19 protein-coding genes (1 of these 19 only partly in view) are annotated in these 22,025 nt (G+C 73.5%); 13 read left to right on the top strand and 6 right to left on the bottom strand.

Translation table 11 applies throughout. The annotated features are described in order from the left end of the window. Positions 1-30 precede the first annotated feature (30 nt). Entirely contained in the window at positions 31-1,038 is a 1,008-nt protein-coding gene (locus BSL84_RS13020) for a DNA-3-methyladenine glycosylase family protein (protein ID WP_075970389.1), read from the top strand. A gap of 781 nt (positions 1,039-1,819) precedes the next feature. On the opposite strand, the gene BSL84_RS13015 is transcribed toward BSL84_RS13020, so the two are convergent. The 3 genes from BSL84_RS13015 to BSL84_RS13005 are packed head-to-tail and all read right to left on the bottom strand — an operon-like array spanning position 1,820 to position 4,672. Then, positions 1,820-3,118, bottom strand: a complete 1,299-nt coding sequence (locus BSL84_RS13015) for a coenzyme F420-0:L-glutamate ligase (RefSeq protein WP_045323787.1) — start codon at positions 3,116-3,118, stop codon at positions 1,820-1,822. Then, the gene (gene cofD / locus BSL84_RS13010) at positions 3,115-4,074 is read right to left on the bottom strand and encodes a 2-phospho-L-lactate transferase (RefSeq protein ID WP_030030374.1); all 960 of its coding nucleotides are present in this window, start codon (positions 4,072-4,074) and stop codon (positions 3,115-3,117) included. The genes BSL84_RS13015 and cofD overlap by 4 nt, the downstream gene beginning before the upstream one ends. Before the next feature lie 58 nt (positions 4,075-4,132). Further along, complete coding sequence (locus BSL84_RS13005; protein ID WP_075970388.1) at positions 4,133-4,672, bottom strand: cysteine dioxygenase; 540 nt, start codon at positions 4,670-4,672, stop codon at positions 4,133-4,135. Positions 4,673-5,299: 627 nt separating this feature from the next. Between BSL84_RS13005 and BSL84_RS13000 the strand changes: the two genes are divergently transcribed. The 3 genes from BSL84_RS13000 to BSL84_RS12990 all read left to right on the top strand — a co-directional run bounded on the left by BSL84_RS13000 (position 5,300) and on the right by BSL84_RS12990 (position 10,948). Continuing rightward, entirely contained in the window at positions 5,300-5,563 is a 264-nt protein-coding gene (locus tag BSL84_RS13000; RefSeq protein WP_003983763.1) for a WhiB family transcriptional regulator, read from the top strand. A 238-nt stretch (positions 5,564-5,801) separates the two neighbouring features. Next, positions 5,802-9,467, top strand: a complete 3,666-nt coding sequence (locus BSL84_RS12995) for a glycosyltransferase family 2 protein (protein ID WP_075970387.1) — start codon at positions 5,802-5,804, stop codon at positions 9,465-9,467. Continuing rightward, positions 9,464-10,948 carry a DUF5719 family protein gene (locus BSL84_RS12990; protein ID WP_075970386.1) on the top strand — a complete coding sequence of 495 codons (1,485 nt, stop codon included), beginning with the start codon at positions 9,464-9,466 and terminating at the stop codon, positions 10,946-10,948. Before BSL84_RS12995 ends, BSL84_RS12990 begins: the two co-directional genes overlap by 4 nt. Positions 10,949-10,973: 25 nt before the next feature. Here BSL84_RS12990 and BSL84_RS12985 read toward each other — a convergent pair whose 3' ends face one another. Then, a complete protein-coding gene (locus tag BSL84_RS12985) occupies positions 10,974-11,453 on the bottom strand; it encodes a metallopeptidase family protein (protein ID WP_376506614.1) in 480 nt (159 codons plus the stop codon). Positions 11,454-11,543: 90 nt separating this feature from the next. Here BSL84_RS12985 and BSL84_RS12980 point away from each other — a divergent pair, with 90 nt between their 5' ends. The 6 genes from BSL84_RS12980 to BSL84_RS12955 all read left to right on the top strand — a co-directional run bounded on the left by BSL84_RS12980 (position 11,544) and on the right by BSL84_RS12955 (position 17,170). Then, positions 11,544-11,918 (top strand): DUF3499 domain-containing protein, encoded by a 375-nt coding sequence (locus BSL84_RS12980; protein WP_075970385.1) that lies wholly within the window; start codon positions 11,544-11,546, stop codon positions 11,916-11,918. Positions 11,919-11,995: 77 nt separating this feature from the next. Further along, positions 11,996-13,369, top strand: a complete 1,374-nt coding sequence (locus BSL84_RS12975) for a phosphomannomutase/phosphoglucomutase (protein WP_030032541.1) — start codon at positions 11,996-11,998, stop codon at positions 13,367-13,369. A 219-nt stretch (positions 13,370-13,588) separates the two neighbouring features. Beyond that, positions 13,589-13,771, top strand: a complete 183-nt coding sequence (locus BSL84_RS12970; RefSeq protein ID WP_030032543.1) for a Trm112 family protein — start codon at positions 13,589-13,591, stop codon at positions 13,769-13,771. A 68-nt stretch (positions 13,772-13,839) separates the two neighbouring features. Then, positions 13,840-14,973, top strand: a complete 1,134-nt coding sequence (locus tag BSL84_RS12965; RefSeq protein ID WP_075970384.1) for an SIS domain-containing protein — start codon at positions 13,840-13,842, stop codon at positions 14,971-14,973. Positions 14,974-15,012: 39 nt separating this feature from the next. Further along, positions 15,013-16,173, top strand: coding sequence for a mannose-6-phosphate isomerase, class I (gene manA, locus BSL84_RS12960; RefSeq protein WP_030029714.1), 1,161 nt, complete (start codon positions 15,013-15,015; stop codon positions 16,171-16,173). Positions 16,174-16,246: 73 nt separating this feature from the next. Beyond that, on the top strand, positions 16,247-17,170 hold the full coding sequence (locus BSL84_RS12955) for a cation diffusion facilitator family transporter (RefSeq protein ID WP_030029716.1): 924 nt from the start codon (positions 16,247-16,249) through the stop codon (positions 17,168-17,170). Positions 17,171-17,238: 68 nt separating this feature from the next. Here BSL84_RS12955 and lepB read toward each other — a convergent pair whose 3' ends face one another. Next, positions 17,239-17,916: a signal peptidase I gene (gene lepB / locus BSL84_RS12950; RefSeq protein ID WP_079273181.1), complete on the bottom strand. Its 678-nt coding sequence runs from the start codon at positions 17,914-17,916 to the stop codon at positions 17,239-17,241. A 302-nt stretch (positions 17,917-18,218) separates the two neighbouring features. Between lepB and ahcY the strand changes: the two genes are divergently transcribed. Together ahcY and BSL84_RS12940 are read left to right on the top strand one after the other, a co-directional pair. Then, entirely contained in the window at positions 18,219-19,655 is a 1,437-nt protein-coding gene (gene ahcY, locus BSL84_RS12945; RefSeq protein WP_030029718.1) for an adenosylhomocysteinase, read from the top strand. A 99-nt stretch (positions 19,656-19,754) separates the two neighbouring features. Next, positions 19,755-20,375 (top strand): hypothetical protein, encoded by a 621-nt coding sequence (locus tag BSL84_RS12940; RefSeq protein WP_030029721.1) that lies wholly within the window; start codon positions 19,755-19,757, stop codon positions 20,373-20,375. Positions 20,376-20,379: 4 nt separating this feature from the next. Here BSL84_RS12940 and BSL84_RS12935 read toward each other — a convergent pair whose 3' ends face one another. After that, positions 20,380-21,321, bottom strand: coding sequence for an RDD family protein (locus BSL84_RS12935; RefSeq protein WP_234363456.1), 942 nt, complete (start codon positions 21,319-21,321; stop codon positions 20,380-20,382). A 110-nt stretch (positions 21,322-21,431) separates the two neighbouring features. Between BSL84_RS12935 and BSL84_RS12930 the strand changes: the two genes are divergently transcribed. Then, positions 21,432-22,025, top strand: the 5' portion of a protein-coding gene (locus BSL84_RS12930; protein WP_030036193.1) for a stage II sporulation protein M. Its footprint extends 414 nt past the window's final position; the window shows 594 of its 1,008 coding nt (coding positions 1-594); its start codon is at positions 21,432-21,434; the stop codon falls past the right edge of the window.

Genomic DNA, 22,025 nt, shown 5'->3' with positions numbered 1-22,025 from the left:
ACGGGGGTTCGGGCGGGCTACGCTCGATCCATGGCCGGCCGCTTCGACCCCCTCACCCGCAACGCCGTGCGCGGCGGGCGCACCGACGTACCGCCGGGGCCGGGGAGCGCCGCCGGCGCCGGGGGCGCGGAACGCCGCTGGACCCCCGACGGCCCCGTCGACCTCGGTCTCACCCTCGGCCCGCTCCGGCGCGGCCCCGGCGACCCCACCTTCCGCACCACCCCCGACGGCTCCGTCTGGCGCGCCACCCGAACCCCCGAAGGCCCGGCCACGCTCCGCGTCTCCCGGACCGGCCGGACCGGCACGGAGATCGGTGCCGAGGCCTGGGGCGCAGGCGCCGCATGGCTCCTCGACCGACTGCCGGCGCTGCTCGGCGCCGGCGACGACCCGACGGTCTTCGTCCCCCGCCACCGCCTCGTGCACGCCAGCCACCGCAGCCGTCCCGGCCTGCGCCTGACCCGCACCGGCCTGGTGCTGGAGTCCCTGATCCCCACGGTCCTGGAGCAGAAGGTCACCGCCGACGAGGCCTACCGCGCCTGGCGCCGCCTCGTACGCCAGTACGGCGAGCCCGCCCCCGGCCCCCACGGGCAGGACCTGTACGTCATGCCCGACCCCCGCACCTGGGCGCTGATCCCCTCCTGGGACTGGCACAGGGCCGGGGTCGACGCCAAGCGCTCCGACACCATCGTCCGGGCCGTACGCGTCGCGAACCGCCTGGAGGAGGCGGCGGCGATGGACCTGCCCGAGGCCGCACGACGGCTGGAGGCCGTCCCCGGCATCGGCCCCTGGACCTCCGCCGAGACCCTTCAGCGCAGCAACGGCCACCCCGACGCCGTCACCACCGGCGACCTGCACCTGCCCGGCATCATCGGCTACGCCCTCGCCGGCGACCGGGACGCCGACGACGCCGCCATGCTGGAACTCCTCGCCCCCTACGCCGGCCAGCGCCACCGCGCGGCCCGCCTCATCCTGCTCGCGGGCCGCACCCCGCCCCGCCGCGCCCCCCGCATGTACCGCAGCGACATCGGCCGCTTCTAGGCCGTCTCTTCCGGATCTTGCCTGACCCGTGCCGCCCGGCACCGCACCTCGCCGCGTTGTCGAGGCACCCGAGTACGTCCAGTACGCGGGAGCCTCTCCGCCTTGCGATGCACGGCACCGAACGACACGGGCTTGACCGGCAAGATCCGGAAGAGACGGCCTAGGCGTGTTGCGAAAGTCTCGTCTGGCTCGCGGCGCCTGGCACGGCACCTCGCCGCGTTGTCGGGGTCGCCCGCGTACGACCGGTACGCGGACGACCCTCCGCCTTGCGAGGCACCGCACCAGACACCGCGAGCACCGCCCTGCGGGCGGACGACGCCACTTTCGCAACACGCCCCAGGGGGTGCCCGCGTCGGCTCCCTCCTCCGCCTTGCGAGCGCACGCACCGGACCCCGCCACCCCCGCCCTCACGGGGGGCCGACGCCACTTCGACGACACCCCCTCGGACCCTCGCGCTGTGACGGGCGGCCCGGGGCCGGGCCCCGCCCGCCCGGCGACGCCACCCCGCAGCGCCGGGCGCGGCCGGCTCGCCGCACCCCCGTAGGTCCTGTCTGGAGTCCCCCCGCGGCGTTGCGGCGTCTGGCACCGCCGCTTCCGGCGTTGTCGTCAGTCGCCGACGCTCCGCGTCGACTCCCTCCTCCGCCTTGGATTCGACGCCACCAGACGCCGCTCCTCCTGCCGCGCCGGAACTCCAGACAGGACCCAGGTCGCCACGATCCCGCCCGTCCAGACCCGCGGCGGGCCGGGTTCGCTCCGCTGGGCCCGCCGCAGGCGTACGGCGTCAGCGGACCTCGACGAAGTCCTCCGCCGCCCGACCCGGCCGCTGCGGCGGGGCCGCCGCCGGGTGGCCGACCGCCACCGTCCCCATCGGGTCCCAGTCCGGCGGCAGCTCCAGCACCTCCCGCACCACGTCCCGGCAGAACATCGTCGAGGACACCCACGCCGACCCCAGCCGCTCCCCGGCCAGCGCCACCAGCAGGTTCTGCACGCCCGCGCCCATCGCCACCACGAACATCTCCCGCTCGGCGGCGTCCCGCCGGGCGTGCCCGTAGTGGTGCGCACCGTCCGTCACCAGACACGGCACCACCAGGTACGGGGCGGCCCGCAGCACGTCCCCGCGCCGTACCCGCTTCGCGATGGACTCCTCGGACTTGCCGTCCGAGCGCAGGTCCGCGATCCACGCGTCCCGCATCGCGTCCAGCAGCCGCACCCGCGCGGACTCGGACTCCAGCAGGACGAACCGCCACGGCGTCGTGTGGTGCGGGGCCGGCGCCGTCACGGCCGCCGCCACCGCCCGCCGTACCGCGCCCGGGTCCACCGGCTCCGCCGTGAAGGCCCGTACGGTCCGGCGCTGCGTCACGGCCTCCCGTACCGCCTCCGAAGTGCCGAGCCGGAACATGTCGTCGGCGGGGGCGCGGACCAGGTCCCGCGCCGAGCCGCCCTCGCCCATGACGTGCGCCAGCCCCCGTACGACGGCCACGGGCAGTCCGGCGGCCTTGCCCTTGACCAGGTCGCCGGCGGCCGCGAGCTCGTCCGCCGTCGCCACGACCGTCGCGCTCAGCGGATTGCCGTGGGTGTCGGCGGCGCCGCGCAGGTCGTCCAGGACCCGCACCCCGGCCGAGCCGACGGCCACGTCGGTCAGCCCGTTGCGCCACGGCCGCCCGAAGGTGTCGGTCACGACAACGCCCACGTCCACGCGGAGCGCGTCGCGCACCCCGGCGCGGATCGCGGCGGCGGAGGCGTCCGGGTCCTCGGGCAGCAGCAGTACGGTGCCGGGGGCGGTGTTGGAGGCGTCCACGCCGGCCGCGGCCATGACCAGGCCCTGCCGGTTCTCGACGATCCGCAGCGGGCCCCGGCGCGCGACGACCCGTACGGTCTCCGCGTCGATGGCCGCCTCGCGCGAGTCGGCCCGTACGATCCGCCCCTCGGCCTTGGAGACGATCTTCGAGGTGACGAGGAGGACGTCGCCGTCGCGCAGGTCGGGCGCGGCCGTCGTGATCAGCTTCGCCAGGTCGTCGCCCGGCCTGACCTCCGGAATCCCTTCGACGGCCCGCACCTCGTACGAGGGCGCGCCCGTCACCGAGAGGCCTCCGCCAGCTCCAGCGCGGCCCGGGCCATCTCGGCGGTGGCCTCCAGGTCGGTCATCATCAGCGGCACCGCGCGGCAGTTGATCCCGGCGGCCTCCACCGCGGCGACCGCGTCCGCGTCGGCGGTGTCGACCAGCCAGCCGTCGAGCAGCTCGGTGCCGTAGTGCAGGGCGACCGCGGCGGCGGTGGCCTCGACGCCGACCGCGGCGAGCACCTTGTCGGCCATGCCGCGTACGGGCGCGCCGCCGACGATGGGGGAGAGGCCCACGACGGGGGCGTCCGCGGCGGCGACGGCTTCGCGGATCCCGGGCACGGCGAGGATGGTGCCCACCGACACCACGGGGTTGGACGGCGGGAAGACGATCACGTCGGCCGCGGCGATGGCCTCCAGTACGCCGGGCGCGGGCTTGGCCTGCTCGGCCCCCACGGGTACGACGGCCTCGGCGTCGACCGAGGCGCGCAGCCGGACCCAGTACTCCTGGAAGTGGACGACGCGGCGCTCGCCGGTGCCGGTCTCGGTGATCGCGACGTGGGTCTCGACCCGGTCGTCGGACATGGGCAGCAGTCGCACGCCGGGCTGCCAGCGGTCGCAGAGGGCTTCGGTGACGGCGCTCAGCGGGTACCCGGCGCCGAGCATCTGCGTGCGGACGATGTGGGTGGCGAAGTCGCGGTCCCCGAGGCCGAACCACGTGGGTCCGACCCCGTAGGCGGCGAGCTCCTCCTTGACGGTGAAGGACTCGTCGGTGCGGCCCCAGCCCTGGTCCTCGTTGATGCCACCGCCGAGGGTGTACATCACCGTGTCCAGGTCGGGGCAGACCTTGAGCCCGAAGAGGTGAATGTCGTCACCGGTGTTGCCGATGACCGTGATGTCCGCGTCGGGCACCGCCGACTTGAGTCCGCGAAGGAACCGGGCGCCGCCTATACCGCCGGCCAGAACAACAATGCGCATACGGACAGTGTGTCAGCCGAAGGCTGTCGGTGAGGGGTGGCGGTCGGGCGACGGGCCGTCAGGCGGGGAGGGACTCGGTGTCGGCCGGGGAGCAGTTGTGCATCGGCATCTCGGTCAGTCCGGGGAAGTAGACGTGCAGGCTGACCGCGCCGTCGAGGGTGTCGTTGACGACCTCGTGGGCGTAGCCGGGGGCGAAGAGGCGCTGGCCCCCGGCGCGGTGGGTGAGCCGCCCGCGGGAGGTGTGCTCGGTGAGCTCGCCCTCCAGGACCGTCAGGACGCCCGAGGAGGCGCCGTGGTCGTGCAGGCCGCTGCCCTGTCCGGGGACCCAGCTGAGCAGCCAGACCTCGTAGCCGGGGCCGGTGCGCAGCCGGTGGTACCAGCGCGTGGTGGCGTCGTACCGGACGAGGTGCTCCCAGGAGGCGCGGTCCTCGGCGATGGAGCGGGCCAGGCCGACGAACTCGGCGACGGTGGCCGGGTGTTCGCGGGCGGGCTGGAGGAGGTGCTGGACGGAGAGGATGTCGCCGGCGATCTGGAGGTCGCTCTCGACGGTCGCGGAGGCGGTCGCGGCGGGAGCGGTGGCGGCGGTGGTGCTGTTCATCGGGATGTACCTCGACGGATGTCAGTCGTGCTGGCGGTCGCTGTGGGGGAGGGCCGGAGCTCTGTGGAGCCGGGGCTCCACGGGCATCAACAGCAGCAACAGCAACAGCGAACCTGGGCAGCGCACAGGAACCCACGAATGGGGGTCCGGGTGGTGGCTGCGGGCGCTGACATGCGGACAAGGAGACCGGGTCCGGGGTCCGGCTGTCAACCCGATGTCCGGTTTGGGGGTAAAAGTTTCACCTCATCCGGTTACTGTGATCGGAGAAAGGTTTGTGCAACCCGCGGCGGGGCATCTGCGCTGCGCCGAGGCTAAACCTGATCCCGCCATGTCGTGACCTGAATGTGATCTGCGCCGCTCTTCGGAACCGATCGCAACCCCGCTTCGAGGTGACGCGTGGATAACGGGTGAAGGTGACATCCGAGGACGCCAATGGCATGTGTCACGATTTTTGGCGATATGAACACTTTCTGCATACGCTTGGTTCCGCAGAGTGAATAAGGGGCCCAATAGCAGATCCCGGCTTGACTGCCCCGGAGCCACGCACTTGTAATTTCACTCGTGTCGTTACGTAGCTATGAGTGACGACGTGACCACGGGGACGCACCAACAGAGCGAGGGGCGCACATGACCGAGCTGTTTCAGGAACTGCTGGTCGAGGAAGCGGACGAGGAGCTCGGATGGCAGGAGCGCGCCCTGTGCGCCCAGACCGACCCCGAATCCTTCTTTCCCGAGAAGGGCGGCTCCACCCGTGAGGCCAAGAAGGTCTGCCTCGCCTGCGAGGTCCGCTCCGAATGCCTTGAGTACGCCCTCGCCAACGACGAGCGATTCGGCATCTGGGGCGGCCTGTCCGAGCGTGAGCGCCGACGCCTGAAAAAGGCGGCCGTCTGACGCCGCCGGCAGCACCGCCGGCCCGGCACCGCAGCACCCCGCACGACATATCCGAACATCCGGGCAAGCCGTCGAGCACCACGCACAGCCGAACAACGAGCACCACACACGGTCCGCCTCCTGCACCTTCCCCGCAGGAGGCGGACCGCTGCTTTGGCAGCCGTTAGGGTAAGGCGCTGTCCAGCAGCCTCCGAGGGCACACCACCCCCGGACCCCCGGCCGGAGGGCCCGTACCGCGATGTCCCTGCACAGCCAGTCGACGGCCTCCTACCAGGCCCCCGACGCACCACAGTTCCCCCGGCACGTCGTCACCGCGGTCCTCGTCGCCCACGACGGCGCCCGCTGGCTGCCCCGCACGCTCGCCGGCCTCCTCGGCCAGGAACGCCCCGCGCAGAACCACGTCGCCGCCGACACCGGCAGCTCCGACGAGTCCGCGCGACTCCTCACCGAAGCCCTCGGCGACGAACGCGTCCTCCACCTCGCCCGCCGCACCGGATTCGGCACCGCCGTCGACGAATCCGCCCGCACCGCAGGCACCCTGAGCCCCGAAGACCTCCCGTACCTCAAGCGCCCCAGCGGCTGGGACCCCGTCAGCCGCACCTGGCGCGACGACGCCTACGACCTCCCCGAGCTCCCCCACGGCGAACCCGTCCAGTGGCTCTGGCTCCTGCACGACGACAGCGCCCCCGAACCCGACGCCCTCACCGAACTGCTCCGCGTCGCCGACGAGAACCCCGACGCCGCGATCATCGGCCCCAAGCTCCGCGGCTGGTACGACAAGAAGCAGCTCCTCGAAGCCGGCGTCACCATCACCCGCAGCGGCCGCCGCTGGACCGGCCTCGACCGCCGCGAACAGGACCAGGGCCAGCACGACCAGGTCCGCCCCGTCCTCTCCGTCTCCACCGCCGGCATGCTCGTACGCCGCGACGTCTACGACGAGCTCGGCGGCTTCGACCGGCGCCTGCCCCTCATGCGCGACGACGCCGACCTGTGCTGGCGCGCCCAGAGCGCCGGCCACACCGTCCTCGTCGCACCCGACGCCGTCATGCGCCACGCCGAGGCCTCCGCCCGCGAACGCCGCACCGTCGACTGCGCCGGCCGCACCACCGCCGGCCCGCACCGCGTCGACAAGGCCGGCGCCGTCTACACCGTCCTCGCCAACAGCTCCGGCCGGGCCCTGCCCTACGTACTGCTGCGCGTCGTCCTCGGCACCGTCCTGCGCACCCTCGCCTACCTGATCGGCAAGGCCCCCGGCCAGGCCGTCGACGAGATCACCGGCCTCCTCGCCACCCTGCTGCGCCCCGGCCGCCTCCTCGCCGCCCGCAGGGCCCGCCGCCGCCCCGCCGTTCCCGCCTCCGAGCTGCGCCCGCTCTTCCCGCCGCCGGGAGCCTCCCTGCGGGCCAACGCCGACCAGCTCGCCGGATACTTCGCCGGCGACCGCCACACCGACTCCGCCCCCGCCGGCCGCCACGGCGGAGGCAGCATCCTCAACGCCCCCGGCGAGGACGGCGACTACCAGGAGACCGAGCGCTTCGCACGCCTCAAGCGGATCGCCCGCAACCCCGGCCCCTTCCTCTTCGGACTGCTCCTTCTGGTCTCCCTCGCCGCCTGCCGCGCCCTGATCGGCGGCGGCTCCCTCATGGGCGGCGCCCTGCTGCCCGCCCCCGGCAGCGGCCTCGACCTGTGGAGCATCCACACCGACGCCTGGCACCCCGTGGGCACCGGCTCCACCGCAGCCGCACCGCCCTACCTGGCCGCCCTCGGCGCCCTCTCCACCCTGCTGTTCGGCTCCACCCACGCCGCCTTGACCCTCCTGCTCGTCGGATCCGTGCCGCTGGCCGGCCTCACCGCCTACTTCGCCTCCCGGCCCCTCGTCGAATCCCGGCTGCTGCGCGCCTGGGCCGCCACCGCCTACGCCTTCCTCCCCGCCGTCACCGGCGCCCTGGCCGGCGGCCGCATCGGCACCGCCGTCCTCGCCGTCGTACTCCCCCTCACCGCCCGCTCCGCCGTCGCCGCCTTCGGCCTCGGCGAGCCCGCCGCCGCCGAACAGCGGGGCGGCTGGCGCGCCGTGTGGACGTACACCCTCCTGCTGACCGTGGCCACCGCCTTCACCCCGGTCGTCTGGCCGCTCGCCCTCCTCCTCGGCACCGCCGCGCTCGTCCTGCGCCGCGCGCAGTGGAAGACCTACGGCCTGCGGCTGCTCGCCACCCTCACCGTCCCCCTCCTCGTCCTCGCCCCCTGGTCGCTGGGCCTGCTCACCCACCCCGGCCGCTTCCTCCAGGAGGCCGGACTGCCCTACGGAGCCGGCTCCGCGGGCGCCCTGGACCTGCTCGGCATCAGCCCCGGCGGTCCCGGCACCGGCGCCCGCCTGCTGCTCGCCGGCATCGTCCTCGCCGCCCTGGCCGCCCTGCTCCGCGCCGACCGGCAGTTCGCCGTCCGCACCGCCTGGGCCACCGCCCTGGCCGCGCTCCTCCTCGCCGTCCTCGCCAACCGCACCGCCTGGGCCGGCCCCGCCACCCTCGTCTACGGCCTCGCCCTCCTCGCCGCCGCCACCGTCGGCGCGGACGGCGCCAAGCACCGGGTCGCCGCCCGCAACTTCGGCTGGCGCCAGCCGCTCGCCGCCCTCGTCGCCCTCGCCGCCGCCGCGGGCCCGCTCATCGCCGCGGCCACCTGGATGGTCGCCGGCGCCGACGGCCCCCTCCAGCGCCGCGACCCCGTACAGGTACCGGCGTTCGTCGCGGACGCCGGCGGCGACGACAACCAGACCCGCACCCTCCTCCTCGACGTCGACGGGCCCGCCGCCGTCTCCTACAGCCTCGTCCGCGGCCCCGGCGGCCGCATCGGCGACGCCGAGATCACCGCCCGGACCGGCGACGACCCCCGCCTCGACAAGGTCGTCTCCAACCTCGTCGCCGGCTCCGGAGCCGACCAGTCCAGCCAGCTCAGCGCCTACGCCATCCGCTTCGTGATGTTCCGCCCCGGCGGACCCGAGGACATCCGCCGCGTCCTCGACGCGACCCCCGGCCTCAGCCGGCGCCACCAGCAGGACGGCACCGCCCTGTGGGGCGTCGAGCCCTGGCTGCCGCGCGCCGTCATCGTCTCCGCCAAGCAGGGCGAGGCCCCGATCCCCGTCGCAGCGGGCCCCGTCGAGGCCCACGGCAAGATCCCCGCCGGTGAGACCGGCCGCGTGCTGCGCATCGCCGACCGCGCCGACGCCGACTGGAAGGCCACCCTCGACGGCAAGCCGCTCAAGGCCAAGACCCTCGACGGCTGGGCCCAGGGCTTCGAACTCCCCGCCGGCGGAGGCCGCCTCGACCTCGTCCACGAGGACTCCCTGCTGCGCACCGCCTGGAACTGGACCCAGGGCCTCCTCGCCCTGGTCCTGCTGGTCATGGCCCTGCCCGGCCGGCGCGCCCAGCTCGACGACGACCTGCCCGAGGAGGAGGCCGAGCCCGCCTCCCGCCCCGGCCCGGGCGAAGCCGGCGAGGGCCGCCGCGCCCGCCGGCTCCGCTCCGAGGCCGAGGCGGACGCCGCCCCCGGCCCGGTGGAGACCGCCGCCGCCGCCGACCCGTACGCGCAGATCCCGGCGCAGCCGGTGTACGGGGAGGACTCCTACGCGTACCAGGCCTACGACGACCAGGGCGGCTACGCGTACGAACCCCAGCAGCCCCAGCAGCACTACCCGTACGAGCAGCAGCACACCGGGTACGACCAGCAGCAGGGCGGCGCGGCCTACGACACCCCGTACCCGCAGCACCCGCAGCACCCCCAGCAGCAGCACCAGCCGGCCCCCGGCCAGGACGGGCAGCAGTACCCGTACCCGTACGAGCCCTACGAGCAGTACCCACCCCACGACGTCCACGCACGGCACGACCAGCGTCCTGACGGGAGCCACCAGCAGTGAAGCAGCGCGCACCCCTGACGCTGGCGGCCGTGACCGCGGCGCTGGCCGCCCTCACCGGCGTCGCCGCCCTCACCGCGCCCGCCCCCGCGGGCACGGCCTCCGACGGCAAGGCCGCCGCCTCCGCCCGGATGCCGGTCGAGCGGTCCCTGCTGGTCTGCCCCGGGCCCAGTTCCTCGGACGTCGCGGAGACCACGTACACCTCCTTCACGCCCGGCGCCCCCGCCGGAGAGGGCAAGGGCTCGGCCCGGCTGCTCGGCGCCACCAAGGACGCCAAACCCGTCCTGGAACCCAAGGAAGCCGGCAAGCCCGTCGGCGCCACCGCCAACGGAGCCGACGCCCCCGCCCTCACCGGCAGCGCCGACGGGGTCCTCGCCCCCGGCTGGACGGCGCAGCTGACCACGAAGGTCCCGGTCGGCCGGGCCAGGGGTGTCCTCGGTGTCGGCTGCACGGCGCCCGGCACCGACTTCTGGTTCCCCGCGGTCAGCACCGCCAAGGGCCGCGAGGACTACCTCCACCTCACCAACCCCGACGACGCCGCGGCCGTCGTCGACATCAGCCTCTTCGGCCCCGACGGCATGGCCAAGCTCGACGCGGGCACCGGCGAGAACATCCGCGTCGACCCCAGGTCCACCAAGACCGTCCTGCTCTCCTCCCTCCTCCCCGCGACCCAGCTCGCCGACGCCACCGCCCACGTGACGACCCGCGCCGGCCGGGTCGGCGCCTCCGTGCAGGTCGGCGAGGAGGGCGTGGGCGCCGACTGGCTGCCCGCCTCCACCGACCCGACGGGCTCCCTGGTGCTGCCCGGCATCCCGGCGGACGCCGCCTCCGTACGGCTGGTCGCCTTCGTGCCCGGCGAGGAGGACGCGGACCTCAAGGTGCGCCTGGCCGGACCGGGCGGCTCCATCAGCCCGGCCGGCAGCGAGCAACTGCACGTCAAGGCCGGGATGACGGCGGTGACGGACCTCAAGGACCTCACCCGCGGCGAGCCCGGCTCGCTGGTGCTCACCCCCACCGACGCCAAGAAGGCCGCACCGCTGGTCGCCGCCGTACGCGTGGTCCGCGGCAGCGGTGCCAAGCAGGAACTCGGGTTCATCCCCGCCACCCCGCCGGTCGGCACCCGCGCCACCGTCGCCGACAACCGGCCCGAGGAGAACACCACCCTGCTGTCGCTCACCGCCCCGAGCGCCGAGGCGAAGGTCAAGGTGACGGCGTCACCGGGCACCGGCGGCGGCGAGCCGGCCTCCCAGGAGGTCACGGTCAAGGCGGGCACCACCCAGACGCTGACCCTGGCCCCCGCCGGCGGGAAGGGCTCCTACGCCCTCACCGTCGAGACCCTCTCGGGCGGCCCGGTCCACGCGGCCCGCACCCTGTCGCTCCCGAACGACGGCATCACCATGTTCACCGTCCAGGGCCTCTCCGACGACCACTCCACGGTGTCCGTCCCCAAGGCCACCCAAGACCTCACCGTCCTGACCAGGTGACGGGCCGGCCCCGCCACGGCCCGGATCAGTCCTGGCCGTAGCGGGGGTCCACCGTCTCCGGGGTCAGCCCGAGCAGTTCCGCGACCTGCTCCACCACGATCTCGTGGACGAGCACCGCCTTCTCGTCGCGCGTCTTGGTACGGATCTCCACCGGCCGGCGGAACACCACGATCCGGGCCGGCCGCCCCTGGCGGGGCTCCGACACCGCACCGAGCGGCACCGCCTCGTCGTTCCACCCGCCGTCCGGACCGCCCGGCGGCCCCGGCACGTCACCGACGAGGAACTCCACGTCCGACAGCTGCGGCCAGCGCCGCTCCAACCGCTCCACCGAGTCCCGTACGAGGTCCCCGAACAGCTCCGCCCGGCTCGCCGCCAGCGGCACCTGCGGAGGCGCCAGCGGACCGCGCATCCCGCGCCCGTGCCGGTCCCGCCGGCGCGTTCTGGGCTCGGCGCGACCCCCCGCGGGGGGCTCGGCGGGGCAGGGGGGCAGAGGGGTGTCCGTCACCCCCGCAGGGTAGCTCCGAGCACGACACGGGGGAGCGAGCACGGGCGGAGTCGTCGCGGCCCGGTCAAGAGTGCGGTACCGTCCAACGTCGTGAGCCTTGTACGTCGCTGTTCTCGCACCGCGTGCGGCCGCCCTGCCGTCGCGACACTGACGTACGTCTACGCCGATTCGACCGCAGTCCTCGGCCCGCTCGCCACATACGCCGAACCCCACTGCTACGACCTGTGCGCCGAGCACTCGGAGCGCCTGACCGCCCCGCGGGGCTGGGAGGTCGTCCGCCTGTCCGACGGGTCCGGTCCGTCGCGCCCAAGCGGCGACGACCTCGAAGCACTGGCCAACGCCGTCCGCGAAGCCGCGCGCCCTCCGGGCCGGGCGGCCGGGGCCGGCGGGGCCGGCAGGGGCGGCCAGACCGCCGGGGAGACCCGTCGCGGGCACCTGCGCGTCCTCAGATCGCCCGATTCCTGACGCTCGGGTCATCTGGGGTGCCGCCACCGGTTCAGGGTAGGTTTGCCGAACCGTACGGAACCTCAGGAGGGCAGGCAGTGGCCGCAGATCTTTCGAACATCGTCAAGGCGTACGACGTGCGTGGCGTCGTGCCGGACGAGTGGGACGAGTCCCTGGCGGAGCTGTTCGGTGCTGCTTTCGTCGAGGTCGTGGGCGGATCGGCGATCGTGGTGGGCCACGACATGCGCCCTTCGTCGCCCGGCCTGTCGGCGGCGTTCGCACGGGGCGCCGCGGCGCGCGGCGTGGACGTGACGCTGATCGGCCTGTGCTCCACGGACCAGCTGTACTACGCGTCCGGGTCGACCGGCCTGCCGGGCGCGATGTTCACGGCCTCGCACAACCCCGCCCGGTACAACGGGATCAAGATGTGCCGGGCCGGTGCCGCCCCGGTGGGTCAGGACACGGGCCTGTCGCAGATCCGCTCCCTGGTCGAGGGCTGGCTGGACGCGGGCGGCGCCCCGCAGGCCCCGGCGGGCACCGTGCCCGGCACGGTGACGGAGCAGGACTCCCTGAAGGGGTACGCGGACCACCTGCGGTCCCTGGTGGACCTGTCGTCGATCCGCCCGCTGAAGGTCGTCGTCGACGCGGGCAACGGCATGGGCGGCCACACCGTACCGACCGTGTTCGAGGGCCTTCCGCTCGATGTGACCGAAATGTACTTCGAGCTGGACGGCACCTTCCCCAACCACGAGGCGAACCCGCTGGACCCGAAGAACATCGTCGACCTGCAGGCGCGGGTGCTGGCGGAGGGCGCGGACCTGGGCATCGCCTTCGACGGGGACGCGGACCGCTGCTTCATCGTCGACGAGCGCGGCGCGGGAGTGTCCCCGTCGGCGATCACCGCCCTGGTCGCGGCCCGCGAGCTGGCCCGCAACGGCGGCTCCGGCACGGTGATCCACAACCTGATCACCTCCTGGTCCGTCCCCGAGGTCGTCCGCGAGAACGGCGGCACGCCGGTCCGTACGCGCGTCGGCCACTCCTTCATCAAGGAGGAGATGGCGAAGACGGGCGCCATCTTCGGCGGCGAGCACTCGGCGCACTACTACTTCAAGGACTTCTGGAACGCGGACACGGGCATGCTGGCCGCCCTCCACGTCCTCGCCGCCCTCGGCGGCCAGGACGGCCCGCTGTCGGAGCTGGTGGCCTCCTACGACCGGTACGAGGGCTCCGGGGAGATCAACTCCACGGTCGCGGACCAGGCGGGCCGGCTCGCGGCGGTGAAGGAGACCTTCGGCGGCCGCGAGGGTGTGAGCCTGGACGAGCTGGACGGCCTCACCGTCACGGGCGCGGACTGGTGGTTCAACGTCCGCGCCTCCAACACCGAGCCGCTGCTGCGTCTGAACGTCGAGGCCCGTGACGCGGACACCCTCGCCCGCGTCCGCGACGAGGCCCTGGCCCTCATCCGCGCCTGAGCGTCTGCTTCCGAGGGGGCCGGGCCCTTCCCGCCCCCTCGGCCCGCGCTCTCGCGCCACGGGCGGGCAACTCCAGCCCCGCCGGCGCTTGAGGCGCGGGGTGCGGGGGGCGGAGCCCCACGAAGCCCCTGCGCAGCCGGCCCGCCCCAGGCCGCACCGGCGCGGCCCCGGCGGTACGCTGACCACGCCCCACCCGCATCCCCGAAGGGAACCCGCCCCATGCCGCTCGAAGCCGGCCTCCTGCAGATCCTCGCCTGCCCCGCCTGCCACGCACCGCTTGAGGACAAGTCGGCCGACGAGACCCCCGAGCTGCTCTGCACCGGCCAGGACTGCGCCCTCGCGTACCCGGTCCGCGACGGCATCCCCGTCCTCCTCGTGGACGAGGCCCGCCGCCCCGCCTGACCCGGCCGGCCGCCCCACAGCAAGCACACGCAGACAGGTTCCCGTCACCCAACAGCCGGAGGCCGCCCATGCTCGACGAGTCGCTCCTCGACGCACCGGACGATCTCGCCCGCGTCGACCGGCGGGGCCTGCTCCGCGGCGCGGCCGAGGCCGGAGCCAGAGTCCGCACCGCGGCCCGGCACGCGAGCGAGGCGGGCATCGCCAGCCTGCGCCCCGACGGCCGCCCGCGCGCGGTCCTGATCGCCGGACCCGGCACCGCCGCCACCGGCGTCGCCGACCTGCTCGGCGCCCTCGCGGGCGCCTCCGCCCCGGTGATCCGGCTCGACCCCACCGGCGTCGCCCACGCCGCCGGTGCCCTGCGCTGGGCCCTGCCCGGCTGGGCCGGCTCCGTCGACCTGCTGCTCGTGGCCACCACCGACGGCACCGAGCCCGGGCTCGCCCTGCTCGCCGAACAGGCCTACCGGCGCGGCTGCACCGTCGTCGCGGTCGCCCCCGAACGCTCACCGCTGAGCGAGGCGGTGGACGGCGCGCACGGGCTCCTCGTACCCATGGCCAAGGCTCCGTACCAGGAGTTCGACGAGTCGGCCGCCGCGGGCCCGGGCGCCCTGTGGGCCCTGCTGACGCCCCTGCTGCTGCTCCTCGACAAGGTCGGCCTGATCGCCGCGGCCCCCGACACCCTCCAACTGGTCGCGGACCGCCTCGACCGGACGGCCGAACGCTGCGGGCCCGCCATCGCCACCTACTCCAACCCGGCCAAGACCCTCGCCGCCGAGCTGGCGGACTCACTGCCGCTCATCTGGAGCGAGGGCACCGGCGCCGGCCCCGCGGGCCGCCGCTTCGCCGCCACCCTCGCCGAGCTCGCCGGCCGCCCCGCACTGGCCGCCGCGCTCCCCGAGGCCCTGCCCGCCCACGGCATCCTGCTCGCCGGCGCCTTCGCCGCCGGAGCCGACCCCGACGACTTCTTCCGCGACCGCGTCGAAGAGCCGCAGGCCCTTCGCGCCCGCGTCGTCCTGCTGCGCGACCGGCCGGCCGGCGGCCTCACCGCGGCACCCGCCGCACGCGAGCTCGCCCTCAGCCACGACACGGCCATCAGCGAGCTCGAACCGGAGGAAGGCGCCGAGCTGGAGCAGCTCGCCGAACTGCTCGCCGTCACGGATTTCGCCACCGCCTACCTGGCGTTGGCCTCCGGGGGACACAGCTGAGACCCGCGCACGTGCCCGGATCTATCCAGGAAGACGACGATGGACCGCCTGACCAACACGATCCGCCCCTACGCCTGGGGATCCACCACGGCCCTGCCCGCGCTCCTCGGTGTCGAACCCACCGGTGAGCCGCAGGCGGAGCTGTGGATGGGAGCCCACCCGAGCGCCCCCTCGCGCGTCGACCGCGGCGCCGGCGAGAGGTCGCTCGCGGAGGTCATCGCCGCCGACCCCGAGGGGGAGCTCGGCGCCTCCACCGTGGCCAAGTTCGGTCCAGGGCTGCCCTTCCTCTTCAAGATCCTCGCCGCGGGCGCCCCGCTCTCCCTCCAGGTCCACCCCGACCTCGCGCAGGCGAAGGCGGGCTTCGAGGACGAGGAGCGGCGCGGGATCCCGATCGACGCGGCCCACCGCAACTACAAGGACCCCAACCACAAGCCCGAGATGATCTGCGCGATCACGACGTTCGACGGGCTCTGCGGTTTCCGCTCCCCGCAGGCGTCCGCGGACCTCTTCGAAGGGCTCGGCGTGGGCTCCCTCAAGCCGTACGCCGACCTGCTGCGCGCCCACCCCGAGGAGGCCGCGCTGCGCGAGGTGCTGACGGCCGTACTGACCGCGGACCGCGAGCAGATGGAGGTCACGGTCGCCGAGACCGCTGCCGCCGCCGCACACCTGGGCGGCGAGTACGCCACGTACGCGGCCCTCGCCCACGAGTACCCGGGGGACCCGGGCGTGCTCGCGGCGATGCTCCTCAACCACGTCCGACTCCAGCCCGGCGAGGCGCTGTTCCTCGGCGCGGGGGTCCCGCACGCCTACTTCGACGGCCTCGGCGTCGAGCTGCTGGCCAACTCGGACAACGTCCTGCGCGCCGGACTGACCCCCAAGCACGTGGACGTACCCGAACTGCTGAAGATCGTCAGGTTCGAGCCGAGCGACCCTCGCGTCCTGCGGCCCGAGGGCGACGGCGGCGAGGAGGTCTACGAGGCCCCCATCGACGAGTTCAGGCTCTCCCGCTTCCTCCTGGCGCCGGGCGGCGCCCCGCACGTGCTCCCGGACGGCACCCCGCAGATCCTGCTGTGCACCGCGGGCTCCGTGCAGGTCGGCGAACTGGCGCTCACACCCGGCGGATCGGCTTTCGTACCGGCGGGCGAAAAGGTCGAACTGTCCGGAAACGGAACGGTCTTCAGGGCCACCGTGGTGGTCTGACGCGGCGTCCGTCCCAGGGGCTGCAACAATGTGCCGCCGTAGTCACCGGCCCCAGGAAGGACACCCTGCACCCATGAGCGCGTCGGGCGGAACCAAGGCGATCGTGGCGGCACTCGCCGCCAACCTCGCCATCGCTGTAGCCAAATTCGTGGCGTTCCTCTTCAGTGGCTCCTCGTCGATGCTCGCGGAGAGCGTCCACTCCCTGGCGGACTCCGGGAACCAGGGCCTGCTGCTCCTCGGCGGGAAGAAGGCCCAGCGAGAGGCGACGCCCCAGCACCCCTTCGGGTACGGGCGCGAGCGCTACATCTACGCCTTCCTCGTCTCCATCGTGCTCTTCACCGTCGGTGGCATGTTCGCCATCTACGAGGGCTACGAGAAGATCCACGAGCCGCACCCGATCGAGGCCTGGTACTGGCCCGTCGGCGTCCTGGTCTTCGCGATCATCGCCGAGTCCTTCTCCTTCCGTACCGCGATCAAGGAGTCGAACGAGGTCCGCGGCAAGCTCACCTGGAGCCAGTTCGTCAAGCGGGCCAAGGCCCCCGAACTGCCCGTGGTGCTGCTGGAGGACCTCGGCGCCCTCGTCGGCCTGGTCCTGGCCCTCGTCGGCGTCGGCCTCGCCCTGCTGACCGGCAACGGCGTCTGGGACGGCATCGGCACCCTGTGCATCGGCGTCCTCCTCATCGTCATCGCGATCGTCCTGGCAGCGGAGACCAAGTCGCTGCTGCTCGGTGAGTCCGCCGGCGTCGAAGAGGTCGAGAAGATCAAGGCCGCGGCCGTCGACGGGGACGTCGTCACCCGCGTCATCCACATGCGCACCCTGCACCTCGGCCCCGAGGAACTGCTGGTCGCCGCCAAGATCGCCGTCGAGGGCAACGACACCGCGACCGAGGTCGCGAACGCCATCGACGCCGCCGAGGCCCGCATCCGCGAGGCAGTCCCGATCGCCCGCGTGATCTACCTGGAGCCGGACATCTACCGTCCCGAAGCCACCGAGTAGTCGTAGTACGTACGCCGAAGGCCCCCGCGAGCAGCAGCCCGCGGGGGCCTTCGGCGTACGTACGGGACCTACGGCGCGTCCACCCGCGTGGCCCCCCATACCGGCCCCTGCACCTCGACCGGCCTGCGCCGCCGCGCGACGAGCGAGGCGATCCCCAGCCCGAGCGCCACGGGCAGCAGACAGGCCCCGGCGAGCATGGACAGGCCCAGGGCGACGACCAGGGGGCTCTCCTGGTCCTCCTCGATCGCGACCAGGGCAGAGACGGGCAGCGTGCCGTCGGCGTGCTCCGGGTGGAAGCGTGAGTCCGCGGAGTTGCCGCGGTTGTCACCGAGGACGAACACCCGGCCGTCCGGCACCGTCACGTCGAACGGCACCCCGCCGTCCCCGGGGCCGGCCTGCACATAGGCCTCGTCGAGGGGCCGGCCGTTCAGGGTCAGGGTGCTGTCGCCCGGCGCGTAGGAGATGCGGTCACCTCCGACCGCCACCACACGTCCGAGGAACGGGCCCTGCATCCCCCACTCGCCGGGGTCGTAGGTGGCCACGTCACCGCGCCGCACGCCGGACGTGTCCTTGCGCATGACGATGAGGTCCCCGGGCACGAACGTCGGCCGCATGTTGTCACTGGCCTGATGGGTCGCCGTGAACCGGCTCAGCGTGACCGCGATCGGTCCGCCGATCAGTGCCACCCCCAGCACCAGCAGGGCGATCGCCCAGATTCCTCGTCTCCGCCCAGGCCTGCGCGCCATGAATCCCGCCCCTCCACCGTTACGAATGGCTGAAAGGCTACGGGCAGGCCGAAAACGCGGCGCCCTCGGGCCGCCCGACCCGCAATCCGCACCTGATCAGTTCTCCGTCCACTGGGGCCGCCGCCGCCGATCGGTGTAGATTCGTCATCAGTGTCAGGCGTCGCTGCTGATGGCGGGTCGGGCGGTCCCTGCGACCGGCCGAGGGGAGAGAGGACCCCCGACGGACTGTGCTCGGTGTCCCGTCCCCAGGACGGCGCACGGACCAGCCGTACCCACCTCTCGAACCATGAGGAGCAGCACCCATGGACTTCAAGGTCGCAGACCTCTCCCTTGCCGCGTTCGGCCGCAAGGAGATCACCCTGGCCGAGCACGAGATGCCGGGCCTGATGTCGATCCGCCGTGAGTACGCCGAGGCCCAGCCCCTCGCCGGCGCCCGCATCACCGGCTCGCTTCACATGACCGTGCAGACCGCCGTGCTCATCGAGACCCTCGTCGCCCTCGGCGCCGACGTCCGCTGGGCCTCCTGCAACATCTTCTCCACCCAGGACCACGCTGCCGCCGCCATCGCGGTGGGCCCGAACGGCACCCCGGAGAACCCGCAGGGCGTCCCCGTCTTCGCCTGGAAGGGCGAGACGCTGGAGGAGTACTGGTGGTGCACCGAGCAGGCGCTCACCTGGCCGAACACCTCCACCGGCGGCCCGAACATGATCCTCGACGACGGTGGTGACGCCACCCTCCTCGTCCACAAGGGCGTCGAGTTCGAGAAGGCCGGCGAGGCCCCGGACCCGTCCACCGCGGACTCCGAGGAGTACGCGTACATCCTCACGCTGCTCAACCGCACCCTCTCCGAGAACCCGCAGAAGTGGACGCAGCTCGCGTCCGAGATCCGCGGCGTCACCGAGGAGACCACCACCGGCGTGCACCGTCTCTACGAGATGATGCAGTCCGGCGACCTGCTCTTCCCGGCGATCAACGTGAACGACGCCGTCACCAAGTCGAAGTTCGACAACAAGTACGGCTGCCGCCACTCCCTGATCGACGGCATCAACCGCGCCACCGACGTCCTCATCGGCGGCAAGGTCGCGGTCGTCTGCGGCTACGGCGACGTCGGCAAGGGCTGCGCCGAGTCCCTCCGCGGCCAGGGCGCGCGCGTCATCGTCACCGAGATCGACCCGATCTGCGCCCTGCAGGCCGCCATGGACGGCTACCAGGTCGCCACGCTGGACGACGTCGTGGAGATCGCGGACATCTTCATCACGACCACCGGCAACAAGGACATCATCATGGCCTCCGACATGGCCAAGATGAAGCACCAGGCGATCGTCGGCAACATCGGCCACTTCGACAACGAGATCGACATGGCCGGCCTGGCCAAGGTCGACGGCATCGTCAAGGACGAGGTCAAGCCCCAGGTCCACACCTGGACGTTCCCCGACGGCAAGGTCCTGATCGTCCTCTCCGAGGGCCGCCTGCTGAACCTCGGCAACGCGACCGGCCACCCGTCCTTCGTCATGTCGAACTCCTTCGCGGACCAGACCCTGGCCCAGATCGAGCTCTTCACGAAGCCGGAGGAGTACCCGACCGACGTCTACGTGCTCCCCAAGCACCTCGACGAGAAGGTCGCCCGCCTCCACCTCGACGCCCTCGGCGTCAAGCTCACCACCCTCCGCCCCGAGCAGGCCGACTACATCGGCGTCAAGGTCGAGGGCCCGTACAAGCCGGACCACTACCGCTACTGATCACCGCCTGATCGACCGCGGACGGACCTGAAGCAGGCCCCCGGCACACGTGCCGGGGGCCTGCCCCGTATCCCCCCGATCCGAAGAAGAGTGCGCACCATGCCCCGCGGCCGCTACTCGCTCCACGACCCGCACGACCACACCCCCCTCGGCGAGGAGCACTTCCACTGCGCCCCCGGGCCCTCCGGCTGGCGCTACGTCTCCCAGCTGACCACCCCGGACGGCGACCACCGCGGCTCCGTCGACCTGGCGATCGACGAACTCGGCCGCCCCATCCGCCTGGAGGTCAACGCCGCGAGCTGGCAGGTCCGCGGGGCCGCCCTCGACGGCGTCACCTGGGTCCGCACCGACCCCACCGGCACCGAGGCCACCGAAGGCAACATCGCCGCCCCCGGCTTCACCGGCACCTCCCCGGCCTTCCTCGTCGCCACCGCCCGCCTGCTGCGCCTGACCCCCGGCGCCCCCGCCACCCGCGTCCGGCTCCTCGCCCTCACCGATCCGGTCCTCGCCCCGCGCACCGTCGACCAGGCCTGGGCGCTGGCGGCCCGACAGGAACACCCCACGGACAGCGGCCCGCTCCTGGTGGACGAATACCGCGTCACCGCCCTGGACACGGGCGAGGTCCACACGGTCCACATCGCCGGCGACGTCGTCCTCTCGGCCCCCGGCGTCGAACTGGAACACCTGGAGACCCCGCCCTCGGCCTTCGAGGACAGCTGACCCCTCAGGCCGGCGGAGCGAACCCGCCGGCGTGCGGCACCTCCACGGGCGCCGCCGGCGCGACGGGCGCCGCCGGCGCGACGGGCGCCGACGGCGCGGGGGCGGGCGCGGCGTACGCGACGGGTGGGGCGTACGCGACGGGCGCGACGGATGCCGGGTGCGTACCGGGCGCCACGGCAGCGGCCGACGCCGGGGCCGCCGTGTGGAAAGCCCGCGCGGCATCGCGCGACTGACGCTCGTGGACCACCGCCATCAGGAAGGCCGCGGCCGGCACCCCCGCCGGCGGCGGCGCCCCCGTACGCGCCACGAGATCGTCCGCGAGCCGCGCCGCCATCGCCGCACCCACCTGCGGATCCAGCTGGTTCATACGGGTCAGGTACTGGCGGATCGCCAGCCACAGCCCGTCCGGTACGGCCGACAGGTCCAGCTGGGTGAACCGCCCGGCCAGCCACGGCGGCGGCGGAGGTACCGGCATCACCCGCGCCCCCGGCACCCGCTCCCGGACCACCAGGGTCCCCGCGAAGACGTCCCCGAGCCGCCGCCCGCGCGCCGACACCAGCGAGGCGATGGCCGCCACCGTGCCGAAGGTCAACAGCAGCTCCACCACACCGAGGGCCCCGCGCACCAGCGCGTGGCGGAACCGGATCGGACCGCCGTCGTCGCGCACCACCCGCAGCCCGCAGGCGAGCTTGCCCAGCGAGCGCCCGTGGGACAGCGTCTCCACCGCGATCGGAATGCCGACCAGCAGCAGCAGGAAACTCGCCACCGCCACGGCGGCCTGGGCGGCCGGGTCCAGCGACGCGGTCGCGAGGGCCAGCCCGACCGTGAGGAGCACGTAGACGGTGACGTAGACGGCGAGGTCCAGCACGATCGCCAACGCCCGGCTCGGCAGCCTCGCCGGCCGCAGCCCCAGGACGACCGCGTCCCCCGTCACCAGATCGCTCACCACGGCACCTCTCACGTGACCTGCCCCCGCCCCAACGTCATCCAGTCTGCCAAGCTGACCACACTAGGAACAGACAGCGGCCAGGGGACCTGGGCAGGGGAGCGCACCGGATGGATCTCGACGTCTTCGTCACGGCACACCGCGCGGAATGGGACCGCCTGGAGCAGCTCCTGGGCCGGGGCCGCAAGCTGACCGGCGAGGAAGCCGACGAACTCGTCGCGCTCTACCAGCGCACCTCGACCCACCTCTCCCTCGTCCAGTCCAGCGCCCCCGACCCCATGCTCACCGGCCGGCTGACCCAGCTGGTGGCCCGCGCCCGCGCCACCGTCACGGGCACCCGCCGCTCCGGCTGGCGCGACGCGGCGCTCTTCTTCGCCGTCGGCTTCCCGGCCGCGGTCTACCGGAGCCGCCGCTGGTGGATACCGACGGCCCTGATCTCCACGGCCCTCGGCGTGCTCATCGGCTGGTGGATAGCGACGCATCCCGAGGTCCAGGGCGCCATCGCCGCCCCGGAACAGCTGAAGGAGCTCACGAAGCCGGGCGGCGAGTACGAGACGTACTACTCCAGCAACCCCGCGGGATCCTTCGCCGCCCAGGTGTGGACGAACAACGCCCAAGCGGCTGCGATGTGCCTGGTCCTGGGCGTCTTCCTGGGGATCCCGGTGCTGTGGATCCTCTTCCTGAACATGGCGAACCTCGGAGTC

Source organism: Streptomyces sp. TN58 (assembly GCF_001941845.1).
GTDB lineage: Bacteria > Actinomycetota > Actinomycetes > Streptomycetales > Streptomycetaceae > Streptomyces.
Note: the sequence above shows the minus strand (reverse complement) of the source record. Positions and strands in the feature narration are given on the sequence as shown.

Coding starts and splice junctions, on each gene's coding strand:
- BSL84_RS12970 (WP_030032543.1), top strand. CDS start 13,589: ATGCCGCTCGAAGCCGGCCTCCTGCAGATCCTCGCCTGCCCCGCCTGC.
- BSL84_RS12995 (WP_075970387.1), top strand. CDS start 5,802: ATGTCCCTGCACAGCCAGTCGACGGCCTCCTACCAGGCCCCCGACGCA.
- BSL84_RS12940 (WP_030029721.1), top strand. CDS start 19,755: ATGCCCCGCGGCCGCTACTCGCTCCACGACCCGCACGACCACACCCCC.
- BSL84_RS12965 (WP_075970384.1), top strand. CDS start 13,840: ATGCTCGACGAGTCGCTCCTCGACGCACCGGACGATCTCGCCCGCGTC.
- BSL84_RS13005 (WP_075970388.1), bottom strand. CDS start 4,672: ATGAACAGCACCACCGCCGCCACCGCTCCCGCCGCGACCGCCTCCGCG.
- lepB (WP_079273181.1), bottom strand. CDS start 17,916: ATGGCGCGCAGGCCTGGGCGGAGACGAGGAATCTGGGCGATCGCCCTG.
- cofD (WP_030030374.1), bottom strand. CDS start 4,074: ATGCGCATTGTTGTTCTGGCCGGCGGTATAGGCGGCGCCCGGTTCCTT.
- ahcY (WP_030029718.1), top strand. CDS start 18,219: ATGGACTTCAAGGTCGCAGACCTCTCCCTTGCCGCGTTCGGCCGCAAG.
- manA (WP_030029714.1), top strand. CDS start 15,013: ATGGACCGCCTGACCAACACGATCCGCCCCTACGCCTGGGGATCCACC.
- BSL84_RS12955 (WP_030029716.1), top strand. CDS start 16,247: ATGAGCGCGTCGGGCGGAACCAAGGCGATCGTGGCGGCACTCGCCGCC.
- BSL84_RS13020 (WP_075970389.1), top strand. CDS start 31: ATGGCCGGCCGCTTCGACCCCCTCACCCGCAACGCCGTGCGCGGCGGG.
- BSL84_RS13000 (WP_003983763.1), top strand. CDS start 5,300: ATGACCGAGCTGTTTCAGGAACTGCTGGTCGAGGAAGCGGACGAGGAG.